Source organism: Vibrio sp. R10-SF1-ISO8, from assembly GCF_059833805.1.
In genome coordinates this window covers 1-18587 of the sequence record NZ_JCBDHL010000021.1, presented here as the reverse complement: position 1 = coordinate 18587, position 18587 = coordinate 1, and the positions used below count along the sequence as shown (strand labels likewise).

At 45.1% G+C, this 18587-nt stretch carries 15 protein-coding genes, 2 tRNA genes and 3 rRNA genes; 9 read left to right on the top strand and 11 right to left on the bottom strand.

Features of this window, described 5'->3' with window-relative positions; all coding sequences use genetic code 11:
• Positions 1–27: 27 nt before the first annotated feature.
• The 3 genes from AC6R00_RS18120 to serA all read left to right on the top strand — a co-directional run bounded on the left by AC6R00_RS18120 (position 28) and on the right by serA (position 2854).
• Complete coding sequence (locus AC6R00_RS18120) at positions 28–615, top strand: 5-formyltetrahydrofolate cyclo-ligase (RefSeq protein WP_500641463.1); 588 nt, start codon at positions 28–30, stop codon at positions 613–615.
• A gap of 100 nt (positions 616–715) precedes the next feature.
• Complete coding sequence (gene rpiA / locus AC6R00_RS18115) at positions 716–1372, top strand: ribose-5-phosphate isomerase RpiA (RefSeq protein ID WP_171323212.1); 657 nt, start codon at positions 716–718, stop codon at positions 1370–1372.
• 252 nt (positions 1373–1624) lie between these two features.
• Positions 1625–2854 (top strand): phosphoglycerate dehydrogenase, encoded by a 1230-nt coding sequence (serA, locus tag AC6R00_RS18110; protein WP_500641462.1) that lies wholly within the window; start codon positions 1625–1627, stop codon positions 2852–2854.
• 65 nt (positions 2855–2919) lie between these two features.
• On the opposite strand, the gene ilvN is transcribed toward serA, so the two are convergent.
• The 6 genes from ilvN to AC6R00_RS18080 all read right to left on the bottom strand — a co-directional run bounded on the left by ilvN (position 2920) and on the right by AC6R00_RS18080 (position 10483).
• Positions 2920–3414: an acetolactate synthase small subunit gene (ilvN, locus tag AC6R00_RS18105; protein WP_004744777.1), complete on the bottom strand. Its 495-nt coding sequence runs from the start codon at positions 3412–3414 to the stop codon at positions 2920–2922.
• 1 nt (position 3415) lies between these two features.
• A complete protein-coding gene (locus AC6R00_RS18100) occupies positions 3416–5140 on the bottom strand; it encodes an acetolactate synthase 3 large subunit (protein WP_239826463.1) in 1725 nt (574 codons plus the stop codon).
• 437 nt (positions 5141–5577) lie between these two features.
• Positions 5578–7386, bottom strand: a complete 1809-nt coding sequence (locus AC6R00_RS18095; RefSeq protein ID WP_500641461.1) for an AMP-dependent synthetase/ligase — start codon at positions 7384–7386, stop codon at positions 5578–5580.
• A 163-nt stretch (positions 7387–7549) separates the two neighbouring features.
• Complete coding sequence (leuO, locus tag AC6R00_RS18090; protein ID WP_425666086.1) at positions 7550–8509, bottom strand: transcriptional regulator LeuO; 960 nt, start codon at positions 8507–8509, stop codon at positions 7550–7552.
• Positions 8510–8905: 396 nt separating this feature from the next.
• On the bottom strand, positions 8906–9952 hold the full coding sequence (locus tag AC6R00_RS18085) for an MJ1255/VC2487 family glycosyltransferase (protein WP_500641460.1): 1047 nt from the start codon (positions 9950–9952) through the stop codon (positions 8906–8908).
• 3 nt (positions 9953–9955) lie between these two features.
• Complete coding sequence (locus AC6R00_RS18080) at positions 9956–10483, bottom strand: phosphatase PAP2 family protein (protein ID WP_425666088.1); 528 nt, start codon at positions 10481–10483, stop codon at positions 9956–9958.
• A gap of 498 nt (positions 10484–10981) precedes the next feature.
• Here AC6R00_RS18080 and leuA point away from each other — a divergent pair, with 498 nt between their 5' ends.
• From leuA to AC6R00_RS18050, 6 genes are all read left to right on the top strand, one after another.
• Entirely contained in the window at positions 10982–12529 is a 1548-nt protein-coding gene (gene leuA, locus AC6R00_RS18075) for a 2-isopropylmalate synthase (RefSeq protein WP_004743519.1), read from the top strand.
• A 69-nt stretch (positions 12530–12598) separates the two neighbouring features.
• Positions 12599–13690 carry a 3-isopropylmalate dehydrogenase gene (gene leuB / locus AC6R00_RS18070; RefSeq protein WP_500641459.1) on the top strand — a complete coding sequence of 364 codons (1092 nt, stop codon included), beginning with the start codon at positions 12599–12601 and terminating at the stop codon, positions 13688–13690.
• Positions 13691–13761: 71 nt separating this feature from the next.
• Positions 13762–15162, top strand: a complete 1401-nt coding sequence (leuC, locus tag AC6R00_RS18065; protein WP_500641458.1) for a 3-isopropylmalate dehydratase large subunit — start codon at positions 13762–13764, stop codon at positions 15160–15162.
• 11 nt (positions 15163–15173) lie between these two features.
• Entirely contained in the window at positions 15174–15776 is a 603-nt protein-coding gene (leuD, locus tag AC6R00_RS18060; RefSeq protein ID WP_500641457.1) for a 3-isopropylmalate dehydratase small subunit, read from the top strand.
• 123 nt (positions 15777–15899) lie between these two features.
• Positions 15900–16682 (top strand): DUF547 domain-containing protein, encoded by a 783-nt coding sequence (locus AC6R00_RS18055; RefSeq protein ID WP_500641456.1) that lies wholly within the window; start codon positions 15900–15902, stop codon positions 16680–16682.
• A 19-nt stretch (positions 16683–16701) separates the two neighbouring features.
• Positions 16702–16962, top strand: a complete 261-nt coding sequence (locus AC6R00_RS18050; RefSeq protein WP_500641455.1) for a hypothetical protein — start codon at positions 16702–16704, stop codon at positions 16960–16962.
• Positions 16963–17133: 171 nt separating this feature from the next.
• Here the strand turns inward: AC6R00_RS18050 and AC6R00_RS18045 are convergent.
• The 5 genes from AC6R00_RS18045 to AC6R00_RS18025 form a co-directional block, all read right to left on the bottom strand.
• Positions 17134–17210 (bottom strand) — tRNA-Asp (locus AC6R00_RS18045).
• Between the two features lie 70 nt (positions 17211–17280).
• Positions 17281–17396: ribosomal RNA gene (rrf, locus tag AC6R00_RS18040) — 5S ribosomal RNA — on the bottom strand.
• Between the two features lie 56 nt (positions 17397–17452).
• Positions 17453–17528, bottom strand: a tRNA-Thr gene (locus AC6R00_RS18035).
• 65 nt (positions 17529–17593) lie between these two features.
• Positions 17594–17709: ribosomal RNA gene (gene rrf, locus AC6R00_RS18030) — 5S ribosomal RNA — on the bottom strand.
• Between the two features lie 90 nt (positions 17710–17799).
• Positions 17800–18587: ribosomal RNA gene (locus AC6R00_RS18025) — 23S ribosomal RNA — on the bottom strand; the annotation flags it as partial.

Sequence of the window (18587 nt, the reverse complement as noted above, 5' to 3'; positions counted from 1 at the left end):
CGATACCCTGCAACCATGGGTAACGTCATGACGCTTTCCAGACAAGACTTCCGTAAAAGCATCCGCCAAAAACGCAACCAATTATCCAGTGATGTGCAACATCTCGCTGGTTTAGATTTGGTGCATCGATTCTCCCAGCTACCTGAGCTCGCGCAAGCGCAACATATTGCCTTGTATCTTACGACCGACGGTGAACTTGAAACCATGCCCCTCATTGAGTGGCTATGGCAGCAAGGTAAAAAGACTTACCTGCCTGTCATTCATCCCTTTTCCAAAGGTCATCTGCTGTTTCTGCACTATGACAGCTCGACCCCAATGGTGCTCAACCGTTATTCAATTGCTGAACCTAAGCTTGATCAAACGACAATCCTGCCAGCAAAGTCTCTCGACATCATTTGCACGCCACTGGTCGGTTTTGACTCTACAGGCCATCGCCTCGGCATGGGTGGCGGATATTACGACCGCACGTTAGAGCCTTGGTTTAAGACGGGCCAAGGCCCTATGCCTATTGGCCTAGCACATGATTGCCAACATGTTGAGAAACTGCCTATCGAGTCTTGGGATGTCCCTTTACCCAAAATTGTGACTCCAACCAAGATTTGGCAATGGGATTAACCCTGTTCGCTAGAATCCGTTAGCTTGGCTTCAAGTCTGCTAGAGATAGGGCTATAATCGCGCCGCAATCGTTTTTACTACCGCCTTTAGGAGATGAGCAATGACTCAAGATGAAATGAAGAAAGAAGCTGGCTGGGCAGCACTTAAGTATGTCGAAAAAGGCAGCATTGTAGGTGTTGGTACGGGCTCGACGGTAAATCACTTCATCGATGCACTAGCAACCATGAAAGAAGAGATTAAAGGTGCGGTTTCAAGCTCTGAAGCGTCAACTAAGAAACTTGAAGAGTTAGAGATTAAGGTTTTCGACTGTAATGAAGTCGCAGGTCTAGATATCTATGTTGACGGTGCTGACGAAATCAACGCGACTCGCGATATGATCAAAGGCGGTGGCGCTGCCCTAACGCGTGAGAAAATCGTTGCTGCTATTTCAGACAAATTTGTTTGTATCGTCGACAACACTAAAGCGGTTGATGTACTGGGTAACTTCCCTCTACCTGTTGAAGTGATTCCAATGGCACGCTCATACGTGGCTCGCGAGTTAGTTAAGCTAGGTGGTGATCCCGCTTACCGTGAAGGTGTTATCACAGACAACGGCAATGTGATTCTTGATGTTTACGGCATGCAGATTACTGATCCAAAAGATCTTGAAGATAAAATCAATGCCATCGCTGGCGTAGTTACCGTTGGTCTATTTGCCCACCGTGGTGCAGACGTAGTAATTACTGGCACGCCAGAAGGTGCAAAAATCGAAGAATAAGCACTTCATTTTTGTTATTTCATTACAAACGGTGCCTATTGGCGCCGTTTTTTCATTTTACTCTATAAAAATTATGCCTTATTCCGTAATTTTCTTACCCAAAGTGTATTTTTTTTGTTAACTTAATGGTCAGAAGACGCACAAGGAAAACGTTTGCGTGCTACGTAACGTCTACAAAAACGTTTGCTTTACCTGCTTTTGCTTAATGTGCGCCCGTTAAGCCCAAATTTCCCCACTTTAAGGAAGAAGACAATGGCCAAAGTTTCACTGGAAAAAGATAAAATTAAGATCCTCTTGCTTGAAGGTCTACATCCATCATCTGTAGAAGTTCTTCAGGCTGCTGGCTACACCAATATTGAATACCACAAAGGCTCACTTGCTGAGGAAGAGTTACTTGAAGCGGTGAAAGACGTTCACTTTATCGGTATTCGCTCGCGCACTAATCTATCCCAGCAAGTGATTGACGCAGCAGAGAAACTGGTTGCGATTGGTTGTTTCTGTATTGGTACCAACCAAGTTGATCTTAAAGCAGCAGCGACTCGCGGCATTCCAGTGTTCAATGCACCATTCTCAAACACGCGTAGTGTGGCAGAACTGGTTCTTGGTCAAGTCCTACTGCTACTACGTGGTATTCCAGAGAAGAACGCCTTAGCACACCGTGGTATTTGGAAGAAAAGTGCCGACAACTCATACGAAGCTCGCGGCAAGCGCTTAGGTATTATTGGTTACGGTCATATCGGTACTCAGCTGGGCATTATCGCTGAGAACCTTGGTATGCGTGTTTACTTCTACGATATTGAAAACAAGTTATCACTCGGTAACGCTACTCAAGTTCATACTATGAGTGAACTGCTGAATAAGTGTGATGTTATTTCGCTTCATGTTCCGGAAACGGCTGGAACTAAGAACATGATGGGCGCTGAAGAGTTTGCTCGAATGAAGCCAGGTTCAATCTTCATTAACGCTGCTCGCGGTACGGTGGTAGATATTGAAGCGCTATGCCACAGCCTAGAAGCCGGTCACCTTGCTGGCGCGGCAATTGACGTGTTCCCAACAGAGCCAAAAACCAACGCAGACCCATTTGAATCACCACTACAGAAGTTTGACAATGTTATCTTAACGCCTCACGTTGGCGGCTCAACTCAAGAAGCGCAAGAAAACATTGGTGTTGAAGTGGCTGGCAAGCTAGCTAAGTACTCAGATAACGGTTCTACCCTATCAAGTGTTAACTTCCCTGAAGTGTCACTGCCAGAGCACCGCGACTGTTCACGCTTACTACACATTCACCAAAACCGTCCGGGTATCCTGACGCAAATTAACACCATTTTTGCTGAAGAAGGGATCAACATCGCTGGTCAGTACCTGCAAACGGCTGCAGATTTCGGTTATGTGGTTATTGATGTGGAAACAGAGCGCTCAGAAGAAGCACTTAAAAAACTTAAGAGCATCGAAGGGACTATTCGCGCACGTATCCTGCACTAATTTAACTCTTAAGATCAAAAAAACCACCGACAAGTCGGTGGTTTTTTTATTGGATTTTTAACAAGTTAAGGTTTTAGAGCGCGCTCACCACGAGCAATGCCCACAACGCCGCTTCGCGCTACTTCAATCACTTCTGTCACTTCCGATAATGCCTGAATAAAGGCATCAAGTTTCTCACTGGTACCCGCCATCTGTACCGTGTACTGAGAGGCTGTAACATCAACTATCTGACCACGAAAAATATCGGCAGTACGTTTAACTTCCGCACGAGAGAAACCACTCGCCTTCACTTTTACCATCATCAATTCACGTTCAATATGATCAAGCTCTGAGACCTCTTGAACTTTAAGCACATCAATCAGCTTGTTTAATTGCTTCTGGATCTGCTCTAGCTCCATATCGTCTGAAATAGTGGTAATGTTCAGGCGCGATAAGGTTTCGTCATCGGTTGGAGAAACGGTCAGAGACTCAATGTTGTAAGCGCGCTGAGAGAAAAGGCCAACCACGCGAGAAAGCGCACCAGGCTGGTTTTCCATTAGTAGTGAAATAATGTGTCTCATATTAAGTTCTCTCCGTCTTGCTTAACCACATTTTGTCCATGCCTTCGCCTTTGATCTGCATTGGATATACATGCTCTGTTTCATCAACATTGATATCTACAAACACCAATCGATCTTTCATATCTAGCGCTTGCTTCAAACCAGCCTCAAGTTGGTCTGGTGACTCAATGCGAATACCCACATGTCCATACGCTTCTGCGATAGCTGCAAAATCAGGAACAGAACTCATGTAAGAGTTTGAGTGTCGGCCTTGGTAAATAATGTCTTGCCACTGCTTTACCATGCCTAGGAATCGGTTGTTCAGGTTAATAATCTTAACCGGAATATCGTATTGCATTGCCGTCGACAGTTCCTGAATATTCATTTGGATACTACCGTCACCGGTGACAACGACAACTTCTTCATCTGGTTTAGCGAATTTCACACCCATTCCCGCTGGTAGGCCAAAGCCCATAGTGCCGAGACCACCAGAGTTAATCCAACGGCGCGGTTTGTTGAATGGATAGTACAACGCAGCAAACATCTGATGCTGACCTACATCAGAGGCAACGTAAGCATCACCATTGGTCAGTTTATGCAGTGTTTCAATAACTTGCTGCGGTTTAATGCGCTCTGGAGAGGTTTCGTACGACAAGCATTGACGCTCACGCCAAACTTGAATTTCATCCCACCAGCGATTCAACGCTTCTTGATCATTAGTGCTGCCCTGCTCTTCTAGCAAGTTAACCATGCTCTCAAGGACTTTCTCAGCCGAACCTACGATGGGAAGATCTGCTTTTACGTTCTTTGAAATCGATGAAGGATCGATATCAATATGCATCACCTTGGCATCAGGACAGTACTTTTCTAGGTTGTTGGTGGTTCGGTCATCAAAGCGCACACCGACACCAAAAATCAGATCTGCATTGTGCATAGCCATGTTAGCTTCATACACACCGTGCATACCTAACATGCCTAAAGAATTCTTATGTGTGCCTGGAAACGCGCCAAGCCCCATTAAGGTACTGACCACAGGCAAGTTTAGCGCTTCAGCCAGTTTAGTAAGATGCTGCTCAGCTTCAGAAATGACGGCACCACCACCCACATAGAGTACTGGCTTCTTCGCTTCTAAAAGCGTCTTAAGACCTTTTTTGATCTGGCCTTTGTGACCAGTAGTTGTCGGTTTGTATGAGCGCATCGACAGTGACTGCGGGTATTCATATGGCAGTTTTACCTGAGGATTCATGACATCTTTCGGTAAGTCGATCAAAACTGGGCCAGGTCTACCGGTAGTAGCAATGTAGAAGGCCTTCTTCACTGTTTCAGGAATATCTTCTGCTTTCTTAACTAGGAAACTGTGTTTAACCACTGGGCGAGATACACCAACGATGTCACACTCTTGGAAGGCATCGTTACCAATCATGTTGTTTGGTACGTTACCTGAGATAACGATCATTGGAATTGAGTCCATGTATGCCGTCGCAATACCTGTAATAGTATTGGTTGCACCAGGGCCGGAACAGACTAGTACTACTCCAGGATTGCCAGTCGCACGTGCATAACCATCAGCCATATGCGTAGCGGCTTGCTCATGACGTACTAGAACGTGTTTGATTTGGTCGGTTTTGGCATGAAGCGCATCGTAAATATCAAGAACAGAGCCTCCTGGGTAACCAAAGATCTGTTCAACGTTTTCTTCGATCAGAGATTGCACAACCATCTCTGCACCGGACAACATTGCTGCCATATTTTTCTCCTTAACCAGTTTTCCGCCACATAAGGTCAACGTGATGGACTGGTTTTTCATAGTTAGGTCTTATTCGTAGCCTAAATCGAAATACTTCCACTTTTTCGGCTATGTCTTGCTCACAGGTAACATAAAGCAAGGTCACGCAACAAATGTAACGTTTTATTATCAATGGGTCTAATGCGATTTCCATCTCACTTTAAACAACATGCTATTTATCGACATCAAGTTATAGAAACTAGCTAATAATAAGACCAAAACCAGATAGTTAAACTAGAAATAAAAATAATTTCGGTTGAAAATTTTAGACTGCCTTTTCAATATTCAGCGAATCGTCGTGGTAAGTAAGTTGGAAAACCGGATAAAAAAATCCCTCAGAAAGCAAACCATCTCTCTGAGGGATTTTTAAACAGTTACGAAATTTACTATCGAGAAAGTTACTTCTTCTCTACCTTATCGCTGTACATTTCTTCAATTTCATCCTGATATTTGTCGTTAATCACTTTGCGACGCAGTTTCTGTGTCGGTGTTAACTCACCAGCATCCATTGAGAAAGCCTTTGGCAGCAGTTTAAATTTCTTCACCTGCTCAAATTTAGCCAGTTCTTGCTGTAGTTCGTTGACGCGTTTTTCTAGCATCTCAACCACTTGATGGTGCTTAATTAGCTCAACGCGATCGTGGTATTTGATATTAAGTTCTTTGGCATACTCTTCCAAAGAGTCGTAGCAAGGAACAATAAGAGCCGAAACAAACTTGCGCGTATCTGCTATTACAGCGATCTGTTCGATAAAGTGATCTTTACCAATCGCACCTTCAATCATCTGCGGCGCGATGTATTTACCACCCGATGTTTTCATCAGTTCTTTAATTCGATCGGTAATAAACAGGTTACCATTTTCATCGATATGACCTGCGTCACCGGTTTTTAAGAAGCCATGCTCATCGAATGTCTTAGCTGTCTCTTCCGGCATCTTGTAGTAGCCACGCATCACCATAGGGCCGCGAACTAAGATTTCATTGTTTTCACCAATCTTAACCTGAGCACCTGGCATCGCCATACCAATCGAATCAGGGTTAAAGCACTTATCATCCCAACACGATACCGTCGCAGTGGTTTCTGTCATGCCATAACCAAGCTTGACGTTAATCCCGATAGCATGGAAAAAACGACCTATGGTTTCATCTAGCTTCGCGCCCCCACAAGGCATGAAGTTGATTTGTCCACCGAGTAGTGCTCGTAATTTCGATAGCACTAACTTATCCGCTAAAGCATGAGACTTCTTGAGTGCGATTGAAGGCTTACGTCCTTCTTGATGACACACAGCCATCTTAGCGCCCATGTTGACAGCCCAAGTAAACAAGACTTTGCGAATAAATGGTGCTTTGGCGACTTTTTCATGAATGGCAGAGAAAATCTTTTCGTAAAAGCGCGGAACCGCACACATCACGGTTGGGCGTACTTCACTCAAGGCGTCACGTACCTGCATGGTATCTTGCAGATAGCAGTTGGTCGCCCCTTTATATAGTGCGTAGAAAGTCCAAGCACGTTCAAAAACATGAGAAAGAGGTAAGAAACAGAGAGAAACATCGCTCTGCGATAAGCTTAAACGCTGATCATGCCCTTCAAGCTGAGCACCAATATTCGCGTAATCTAGCATCACGCCTTTCGGCTGACCGGTTGTACCTGAGGTGTAAATCAAAGTAAGAAGGTCTTCCAGATTCGCTTGCTCTAAACGGATATCAAGCTCTTGCTGATGCACTTTATCAACATTGGCAATCAGTCGCTGCCAGCTAATGGCAAACTCATGTTCACCCACATCGATGTCATCAGACATAGCGACGATCAATTCAAGCTGATCACATTCGTCAAAAATCGACACGGCAGCATCAAATTGAGGCTGCTCACCAACAAACAGCACTCGGACGTCAGCATCTTGCAAGATATAAGCAGATTGAGCTGCGGTGTTGGTTGGATAAATGGGTACGGTAACCGCACGAACTTGCAGAGCGGCAAAGTCTGCGATTGTCCACTGCGGCATATTGTTAGAGAAGATACCGATCTTGTCTTGAATTCGGATACCGTGAGCCAATAGAGCAAGTGACAATGCATCCACTTGCTGACCAAACTGCTTCCAGCTAATGCCATTCCAAACATTGCCTACTTTATGCTTAAGCGCAATGCGATCATTGCCTTTTGCAATCTGGTCTCGAATACGTTTTACGATATGAAAATCTAGGTTGGCCATCTTTACTACCTTTAGCTTACACCTGTAAGCTTTAATCAGCGCACAAGTGTACATTTCGCTTTAGAAAAGGCAACTGATGAGCGTCAAAGTTATCAATATAAATAGTAAAAAACCTTGAATGGCGGGGCCATTCAAGGTTTTTAATTGCAGTAAAATGTGATGATTAATCTAGTGCGACAACTTCGCCACAAATCATCATCAGTTGGTCACGAAGCCAGATGTGACCTTTGTCTTTTTCGCTTGATTCGTGCCAGCTTAAGTAGCCGCTAATCTTGCCGTTTTCGAATGGGAAGTCGATCACTTGCAGCTGATCTTTGTTTGCTGCGTTCTCAACCATCCAACGCGGAGCAATCGTTACAAGCTCTGATTGACCAACAACGTACAGGACATTGCTTAGGCTTGTACCTTCATAGTATGCCTGAACGTCTAGGTCACGGTATGCTTGCTCAGAGAAGCTACGCTGACCATGAACTTTTGAAAGTTTGGCATGACGCTCACGAACCAATAGGTCAGGTGTCACGACACCTTGAATGCGAGGGTGAGCTTTAGAAGCCACAACAACTAACTCATCTTGGAAGATTTCTGTGCTTGAGAAGCCTTGCTCATCAAAACGTGCGTAATCAATAACAAAGTCGATCTCTTGGTAACGCATACGCTCAGCTAGCTGACGATCAAACTCAGCATCAAGGTGAAGCTGAACATTTGGTGCTAGGTCATGAATAGTCGACATGATCTTTGGTGCAAAGCGCATATCACATGGGCTACAGATCGCCAGTTTAAATAGACGCGTTGACGTTTCTGGAGAGAAAACTGAGCTAGGTAGCTCATTACGGATTAGCTGTAGCGCTTGACGAACAGGACCAAAGAGTTGGCGAGCACGCTGAGTTGGTTGAATACCACGACCCTGACGCATAAATAGCTCATCGTTAAACATAACTTTTAGGCGAGCAACTGCATTACTAACTGCTGGCTGCGACATACCTAAGTTATGTGCAGCGCGAGTGATGTTCTGCTCTTGCATAACCGCATCAAACACAGTCAATAGGTTTAGATCTACTCCTCGTAAAGTACTTTCCATGCGGTAGCTAGCGATAGCACTCATAGACTCTTTCTTATCAATCATTGGGGATGCCTCTTTAATTCTTCAGCGTATATGGTCGTTAAATTGAAATTTGAGTTAGGAATAGAAAACCCATTTCTCGCCTCATCCGTTGTATTTATTTGTTAGATGTTTATCGGCGAACCATTACTATCAGCGAATCATTCAGCGATTAGCAATAAGATTGACAATTAATCAGTATTTTTTACCTATAATCAACAATAGTTATTTAATTACAAATAGTTAAATAGATTATAAAAAGTTATAAAGCACACTGTTTTATAGATATATAGAGAAATTTGATATTAAAAGCCCCTGTTAAAACCCAGTATCAGACATGAGCCAGAGCTATGATTCAAATAGTACAAACAAAAACAGCATCAATAATTGATACTGTTGTTGGTGTGAATTGAACATTTGCTATAGGTTGGTGACATAGCTTGGAAAGTCGACCTTTTCCCATAATCTCTCAGTCAGTGTTGATTTATCTTCCCAATCCCCCAGCTTGATCCAAGCGACAATGGCCTCTGCTACATCTGGGTAATTGACACTCTCTGCGCTCGATTCATCAAGCCAGTTTCTCACCACAGCAGCGTCTAATATTTCCATGCAGGTCGCTAAGCCCAAGTCTTCAAGAGTTGCCACGTTACTCACTTGTTCAAATTGCCCCGTCAATGGCTTAAGTAACAACTTCTTTCCAAGAGTAAGTGCCTCAGAAGGAAGCTCAAAACCACCGTTAGCAATCACCCCTTTACAGCGCTGAAGATGAAGTTGAAATGAGTGTAAACTTAAGGGCATAAACTCTATGTTGTCGATTGTCTTCGGTTCAATGATCTCTGGGTGATAACAGACAAAATGCTGACCGGTAAATCTCAGCAGTAGCTCAGTGATATCAGAAACACTTTCAAACGGTAAGTAGACCAGAACGAAAGCTTCCTCCACAGTATCGCCGCTTGGGGTGTGAATGATGGGCGGCAAAATAGGCTGATCGAAATGATACCAGTGCAAACCGATATGATGCTGCGCGGGAGCAAAGTGTTTTATCACCTTTTTATCAAGCCAACTGGCTCCTTTTAGTGGCACCGAGTATCGGAACGCATTCTGATGACTAATACTGATCGACGGAACACCCTGCTTTTTCGCCGCCCACGCAGATACAGGTTCAAAATCGTTGAGGACCAAATCGTAGTGGGATAAATCAAGTTCTCGGACATCACGCCAGAGCTGCCATAAATTGTTAGATACACAGGTTTTTAAGTAGTTCACTCTACCTTTGTCTGTTGCAAAGGTTAAACCTCGCCGAGTTTGAAAGTCACCAAACTGCTCCATACAAAAGTACTTACTCTCATCTCGGCCAGTAAACAGATATTCAACCTCCATACCTGCTTCAGCCAAGCATTTCGACATTGCTCTTGCACGTGCGATATGACCATTCCCCGTACCTTGCACTCCATATAAGATTTTCATTCGTCAACTCCCGACCATGATTAGTGCCAATTGAGCACAACCAATACCAAGCAAAGCCCCTAACAAAACGTCCGTCAGAAAGTGCACTCCAAGCAAAATACGTGAACTGGCTATCAAGGTTGCCCAGATAAGCGTGACGACTTCCAGATCAGCAAAGTAATGACCTGTGATTGAAGCCATAAGAAAAGCAGCAGCAGTATGGCCTGAAGGCAAACTGTAACGATCTGAAGGCGTGATAAACGAAGTCACTAAATCGCACAGCTCTTGCGGACGGCGACGTTTAAACACGTTCTTCGCTAACCAATAGATTGGCAACTCCATTGCAAATGCCAGCAACCCAGCCAATAAAAACAACTTGCCTTCAATCCCTGCAAACAAGTACGCAAGTACACCAAAGGCTATGTATAGGTGGCCATCGCCAGTATGTGAGACAGCTTTACTGATACGTGAGACAGGATGATTAAATCTGTGCTGGAGACAGAACAGAGAAAACGCCAGATCAAACTTGGCAATAGGCTCTATTGAACGCATTACCGACTCCTTTTATTGACGGTGTTGCGATCACACTAAGTGGATTTAGTGACAGCTCGGTGAATGTTTTGCGGTAGTTCGGTTACACAAGTTCAATATGGTTATCCAATCAAGATATTCACCTTTTCAATATAAAGAGAGCTTAAAAGCGCCGATTTTGCGTGTTTTTAGGTTGAACTGATCTGACTTGAATAAAAAAACAACTTTAGGGTTGACGTTGACTCTTGAGTGCGGTACTAATTTGTTAACTTAAATTTGTGGATTATTTAACGCCCTTAAAGGAACCGTTAACAATGATGAACCGTTTTTCTATCCTGCTGAGCCTCCTCCTTATCGTGACACATTCGCGCGGGTAGGCTGTGGAAGAAAAATAACCACACAGAATTACACAAAACCCGCACTCAGGTGCGGGTTTTTTTATACCTAGCTTTTTATCGCTAAGTAACGGAAGTAAACGATTAACAGATGTGAAAACATCGAATCACTAAGGAAGCAAACATGAACGATCAAGTCATTATTTTCGACACCACTTTACGTGATGGCGAACAAGCGTTGTCAGCAAGCTTGACGGTTAAAGAAAAACTGCAAATTGCCTACGCACTTGAAAGGCTCGGCGTTGATGTGATTGAAGCAGGTTTCCCTGTTTCATCGCCTGGTGATTTCGAATCCGTCCAGACCATTGCACGCAACATCAAAAACAGTCGAATCTGTGGTCTTTCTCGTGCCGTTGCGAAAGATATTGATGCCGCAGCTGAAGCACTAAAAGTTGCCGAGCAATTCCGTATCCATACCTTCATTTCAACGTCCACGGTTCATGTCCAAGACAAGCTTCGCCGTAGCTACGATGACGTGGTTGAGATGGGCGTTAAAGCAGTTAAACACGCACGTAAATACACCGATGACGTAGAGTTTTCTTGTGAAGATGCGGGTCGTACGCCAATCGACAATTTGTGTCGTATGGTTGAAGCTGCCATTGACGCTGGCGCAAACACTATCAATATCCCTGATACTGTTGGCTACACAGTCCCTAACGAATTTGGCGGTATCATCCAAACTCTATTTAACCGCGTACCGAACATCGACAAAGCGATCATCTCAGTACACTGTCATGATGACTTAGGTATGTCTGTTGCTAACTCAATTGCCGCAGTACAAGCAGGTGCCCGACAAATCGAAGGAACAATTAACGGAATCGGTGAACGTGCAGGTAACTGTTCGTTGGAAGAGATCGCGATGATCATCAAGACTCGCCAAGAGCTATTGGGTGTTCATACCGGCCTTAAACATGATGAGATCCATCGTACCAGTAAGTTGGTCAGTCAACTTTGTAATATGCCGATTCAGGACAACAAGGCTATCGTAGGTGCTAACGCATTCAGCCACTCTTCAGGTATTCACCAAGACGGCATGTTAAAGAACAAGAACACCTACGAAATCATGACGCCTGAGTCTATCGGCCTTAAGAATCAAGCACTAAACCTAACCAGTCGTAGTGGTCGCGCAGCAGTGAAAAGTCACATGGATACCATGGGCTACAAAGAAGATGAGTACAATCTAGATGCGTTGTATGAAGACTTCTTGAAGCTAGCTGACCGTAAAGGCCAAGTTTTCGATTACGACTTAGAAGCCTTGATGCATTTCTCAAATCTTCGCGAAGAAGATGATTTCTATAAACTTAACTACCTAAGCGTTCAGTCAGGTAGTGTCATGGCGACAACAAGTATCAAACTTCAGTGCGGTGATGAAGAACAATCCGAAGCTGCTGTGGGTAATGGTCCGGTCGATGCGCTTTACCAATGTATCTATCGAGTAACCGGATATGATATTGTGCTAGATAAGTTTGATTTGACGGCTAAAGGGGAAGGTGAAGACGGTCTAGGTCAAGCCGATATCATCGCCAACTATAAAGGCCGCAAGTACCATGGTACGGGTGTTTCAACCGATATTGTTGAAGCATCGGGACAAGCGCTACTGCACGTAATCAATAGCATCCATCGTGCAGATAAGATTGCTGAAATCAAACAGAAAAAAATCGAAACCGTATAGATTTAAAAGACTCCAGGGACGCGAGTCGTCCCTTGAGCTTAAAAGAAATAAAAATACTCAAGGACTAACATGACAGACAAAACTTACAAAATTGCCGTTTTACCAGGAGATGGCATTGGCCCAGAAGTAATGGCTCAGGCACATAAAGTACTGGATGCGATCGAGAAGAAGCACGCTATCGAATTTACTCGTGATGAACACGACGTAGGCGGCATTGCGATTGATAATCATGGCTGCCCATTACCAGAATCGACAGTGAAAGCATGTGAAGATTCTGACGCCGTGCTTTTTGGCTCTGTAGGCGGTCCTAAATGGGAACACCTGCCACCAAACGATCAACCTGAGCGTGGTGCCCTACTTCCGCTACGTAAGCACTTCCAACTGTTTTGTAATCTACGTCCTGCTCAAATCCACCAAGGTCTAGAAGCTTTCTCACCTCTACGCGCAGATATCTCTGGTAACGGTTTTGATATTGTCGTGGTTCGTGAACTGACTGGCGGAATCTACTTCGGTCAGCCAAAAGGTCGTGAAGGTGAAGGTCCAAACGAGAAAGCGTTCGATACTGAGGTTTATCATCGTTTTGAGATTGAGCGCATTGCTAAGATAGCATTCGAATCAGCGCGTTTACGTCGTAAGAAAGTATGTTCTATCGATAAAGCAAACGTACTTCAGAGCTCAATTCTATGGCGTGAAGTGGTCGAAGAGATCGCTAAAGATTACCCAGATGTAGAGCTATCACATATGTATATCGATAACGCGACCATGCAGCTAATCAAAGATCCTGCACAGTTTGACGTGATGCTTTGTTCAAACATCTTCGGCGATATCATCTCTGACGAGTGTGCGATGATCACAGGCTCTATGGGCATGTTGCCATCAGCGTCGCTAAACGAAAGTAAGTTCGGCCTCTACGAACCAGCAGGCGGTAGTGCTCCAGACATCGCAGGTAAGAACATTGCAAACCCTGTAGCGCAAATCTTATCGGCGGCGCTAATGCTACGTTACAGCCTAGGTGAAGAAGCTGCAGCGCAAGACATTGAAGCAGCAGTGTCTAAAGCTCTATCGGCGGGCGAGCTAACCGGTGACCTATCGGGTGACAAACCAGCACTATCGACCTCAGAAATGGGCGATAAGATTGCAGAGTACATTTTGAATTCTTAATTTAAGCAGACAGATAATAATTATTCGCTCCTGATAAGCCGTTGTCAGGAGCTATACACAGGATAGTGATAATGGGCAAAACATTATACGATAAAGTCTACGACGCACACGTTGCCGTAGCCGCTGAGGGTGAAAACCCAATTTTATACATCGACCGCCACTTGGTTCATGAAGTCACCTCTCCACAGGCGTTCGATGGCTTGCGTGAAAAAGGTCGTCAGGTTCGTCAGGTAAGCAAGACGTTTGCAACCATGGACCACAACGTTTCAACGCAAACTAAAGACATCAATGCATCCGGTGAGATGGCACGTATCCAGATGGAAACGCTATCGAAAAACTGTGAAGAGTTTGGTGTCACCCTTTACGACATCAACCACAAATACCAAGGTATTGTGCATGTTATGGGCCCTGAGCTAGGTATCACTCTACCAGGCATGACGATTGTTTGTGGTGACTCACACACAGCGACTCACGGTGCATTTGGTTCACTCGCATTCGGTATCGGTACATCAGAAGTTGAGCACGTTCTAGCAACCCAAACGCTAAAACAAGCACGTGCAAAAACCATGAAGATCGAAGTAAAAGGCAAGGTGGCGGCGGGCATCACTGCAAAAGATATCGTCCTAGCCATCATCGGTGAAACGACCGCAGCGGGCGGTACTGGCTACGTAGTTGAGTTCTGTGGTGAAGCGATTACTGATCTTACGATGGAAGGCCGTATGACAGTGTGTAACATGGCTATCGAGCTAGGTGCTAAAGCAGGTCTAATCGCGCCAGATCAAACCACATTCGAATACATCAAAGGCCGCAAGTTCGCGCCTCAAGGTCAAGACCTAGATGCGGCAATTGAATACTGGTCGTCTCTAAAAACTGACGATGACGCTGAGTTTGATGCTGTAGTAACGCTAAACGCTGCGGATATCAAACCTCAAGTCACTTGGGGGACCAACCCTGGTCAAGTGATCGCGGTAGATGAACCAATTCCAGCGCCAGAAAGCTTCACAGACCCTGTAGAAAAAGCATCGGCAGAAAAAGCGTTGGCTTACATGGGTCTAGAAGCAGGCAAAGCACTATCTGACTATAAGGTAGACAAAGTTTTCGTGGGCTCTTGTACTAACTCTCGTATCGAAGACATGCGCGCTGCAGCTGAAGTAGCTAGAGGTCGCAAGGTCGCCGATAACGTACAAGCACTTATCGTTCCTGGCTCAGAGCAAGTAAAAGCACAAGCTGAAGCAGAAGGCTTAGATGTAATCTTTAAAGACGCTGGTTTTGAATGGCGCCTACCAGGTTGCTCTATGTGTCTAGCAATGAACAATGACCGCTTAGGTCCGCACGAGCGCTGCGCGTCTACTTCAAACCGTAACTTTGAAGGTCGCCAAGGCCGTGATGGTCGTACCCACCTAGTGAGCCCTGCAATGGCAGCGGCAGCAGCAATTGCTGGTCACTTTGTCGATATTCGTGAACTAGACTAAGGAGCAAACACATGTCAGGTTTTAAACAACACACAGGCTTAGTTGTTCCTCTAGATGCAGCGAACGTTGATACCGATGCAATCATTCCTAAGCAGTTCTTACAAAAGGTGTCCCGTCTAGGCTTTGGTAAGCACTTATTCCATGATTGGCGCTTCCTTGATGATGCGGGTGAACAGCCAAACCCTGAGTTTGTAATCAACGCACCTCGCTACCAAGGTGCATCTATTTTGCTAGCTCGTGAAAACTTTGGTTGTGGTTCATCACGTGAACACGCGCCGTGGGCACTAGCGGATTACGGTATCAAAGCGATGATCGCGCCAAGCTTTGCTGATATTTTTTACGGTAACTCGATCAACAACCAGATGGTTCCGGTTCGTCTAACCGAGCAAGAAGTCGACGAAATTTTCCAGTTCGTCGAAGCAAACGAAGGCGCAGAAGTTGAGGTCGACCTAGAAGCGAACCTAGTTCGTGCAAACGGTAAAGAATACTCGTTTGAAATTGATGAGTTCCGTCGCCACTGTCTACTAAACGGTTTAGACAATATTGGCCTGACTCTTCAGCACGAAGACAAAATTGCCGCTTATGAAGCCAACATTCCAAGCTTCCTGAAATAAGCAAAGTGAACACTCTGATAAACAAAAGGTTGGCCTCGGCTAACCTTTTTTGTTGGGCGCTGAAACAAACTTGCTTTTCGCTAGGTCTAGTAATTAAAGCACTTTTACAAAGGACTTAACCTGATGATGCGTATTATTACTTTGCTACTGACTCTTATCTCTTTTCACTCATTTGCCGCGCCAAAATCAGAGCTTTGGTCTTTTTGGCAGCATTCAAATCAAAGTAATACCACCGCGATTTCTCATCAGGACTGGCAATCTTTTCTAGATAGCTACTTAGTCAAAGATGGAGACAATACCTTAGTCAAATACGGATCTGTCTCACCTCAAGATAAGCAAAATTTAAATCAGTATATCGCGACACTAGCTACTATTGATCCTAGAGAGTACTCCTCAAGTGAGCAGTACGCCTACTGGGTTAACCTTTACAATGCGATTACGGTCGACTTGATACTTGATGACTACCCAGTCAAGTCAATCACTAAGCTAGGTGGACTATTTAGTTTTGGTCCATGGGGTGATGAAGTGGTTACAGTCGCCGGCAAGAGCCTCACTCTCAATGATATTGAACACCGCATTCTTCGCCCAATTTGGAATGACCCTCGTACTCACTATGCGGTGAACTGTGCCAGCCTAGGTTGTCCAAATCTACAAACCCAAGCTTTTACTGCTGATAATTCCGAGCAACTCTTAGAGCAAGCAGCTAAAGAGTTTATTAATAGTGATAAAGGTGTTCTTCAATTAAAAGGCAAGACTCAGCTTTCCTCTATTTATGATTGGTTTGCAGAGGACTTTGGTAACAAACAAGAGTTGATCCAACACCTAGCTAAATACCGCCCGGAGTTAGCAAATCTCAGCGGCAAGTTTAGTTATGAGTACGATTGGGATTTGAATGATAAGGAATAGCGGGAACGGGCTTCGCCCTATGGAAAACTGGAAAACTGGAAAACTGGAAAACTGGAAAACTGGAAAACTGGAAAACTGGAAAACTGGAAAACTGGAAAACTGGAAAACTGGAAAACTGGAAAACTGGAAAACTGGAAAACTGGAAAACTGGAAAACTGGAAAACTGGAAAACTGGAAAACTGGAAAACTGGAAAACTGGAAAACTGGAAAACTGGAAAACTGGAAAACTGGAAAACTGGAAAACTGGAAAACTGGAAAACTGGATGATTGTGTCTTCTAGGAGACAAGTTCTGTCAACACCTTCTAAACCATTGGCTCTATCAACTTAGCATCAACATTCACCTCTCGTAGGGCGAAGCCCGATCCCGATTCTAGAGGACGAAGTCCGTTCCAGCTCTCCTATACGCAGATACAAAAAGACCTCAGCATTTCTGCTGAGGTCTGGAATAAGTGGCGGAGCGGACGGGACTCGAACCCGCGACCCCCGGCGTGACAGGCCGGTATTCTAACCAACTGAACTACCGCTCCGTACTGGTTAGACTCTTAAGTCTAAGTTTTTTGCCTTTAGATTTTTCTAAAATCTAAAAACAGAAAGGGAACCTGGCGATGTCCTACTCTCACATGGGGAAGCCCCACACTACCATCGGCGCTAATTCGTTTCACTTCTGAGTTCGGCATGGAATCAGGTGGGTCCTAATCGCTATGGTCGCCAAGTAAAATGCTTTACGTTTTGCTTTAGGCTCTTAAAAAAGCATAAAACAAACAGTAAATGGTGCTGATACCCAGACTCGAACTGGGGACCTCATCCTTACCAAGGATGCGCTCTACCACCTGAGCTATATCAGCATCAAGATGTCCCTTTAGGACTAAAAAAGCCCGTTTTTGCAAACGGGCTCTTTTATAAATTTAAAGCCTGGCGATGTCCTACTCTCACATGGGGAAGCCCCACACTACCATCGGCGCTAATTCGTTTCACTTCTGAGTTCGGCATGGAATCAGGTGGGTCCAAATCGCTATGGTCGCCAAGCAAATTCTTAATTCGGAAAGCTGTTATTGTGTTCTCTACACATTCAATTCTGTTCTTGCTTTGAGTCCATCAAAACCCTTTGGGTGTTGTATGGTTAAGCCTCACGGGCAATTAGTACAGGTTAGCTCAACGCCTCACAACGCTTACACACCCTGCCTATCAACGTTCTAGTCTCGAACAACCCTTTAGGACCCTCAAGGGGTCAGGGAAGACTCATCTCAGGGCTCGCTTCCCGCTTAGATGCTTTCAGCGGTTATCGATTCCGAACTTAGCTACCGGGCAATGCGTCTGGCGACACAACCCGAACACCAGAGGTTCGTCCACTCCGGTCCTCTCGTACTAGGAGCAGCCCCCTTCAATCTTCCAACGCCCACGGCAGATAGGGACCGAACTGTCTCACGACGTTCTAAACCCAGCTCGCGTACCACTTTAAATGGCGAACAGCCATACCCTTGGGACCGACTTCAGCCCCAGGATGTGATGAGCCGACATCGAGGTGCCAAACACCGCCGTCGATATGAACTCTTGGGCGGTATCAGCCTGTTATCCCCGGAGTACCTTTTATCCGTTGAGCGATGGCCCTTCCATACAGAACCACCGGATCACTATGACCTGCTTTCGCACCTGCTCGAATTGTCATTCTCGCAGTCAAGCGGGCTTATGCCATTGCACTAACCTCACGATGTCCAACCGTGATTAGCCCACCTTCGTGCTCCTCCGTTACTCTTTGGGAGGAGACCGCCCCAGTCAAACTACCCACCAGGCACTGTCCTCAACCCGGATAACGGGTCTAAGTTAGAACATCAACACTACAAGGGTGGTATTTCAAGGACGGCTCCGCCGATACTGGCGTACCGGTTTCAAAGCCTCCCACCTAT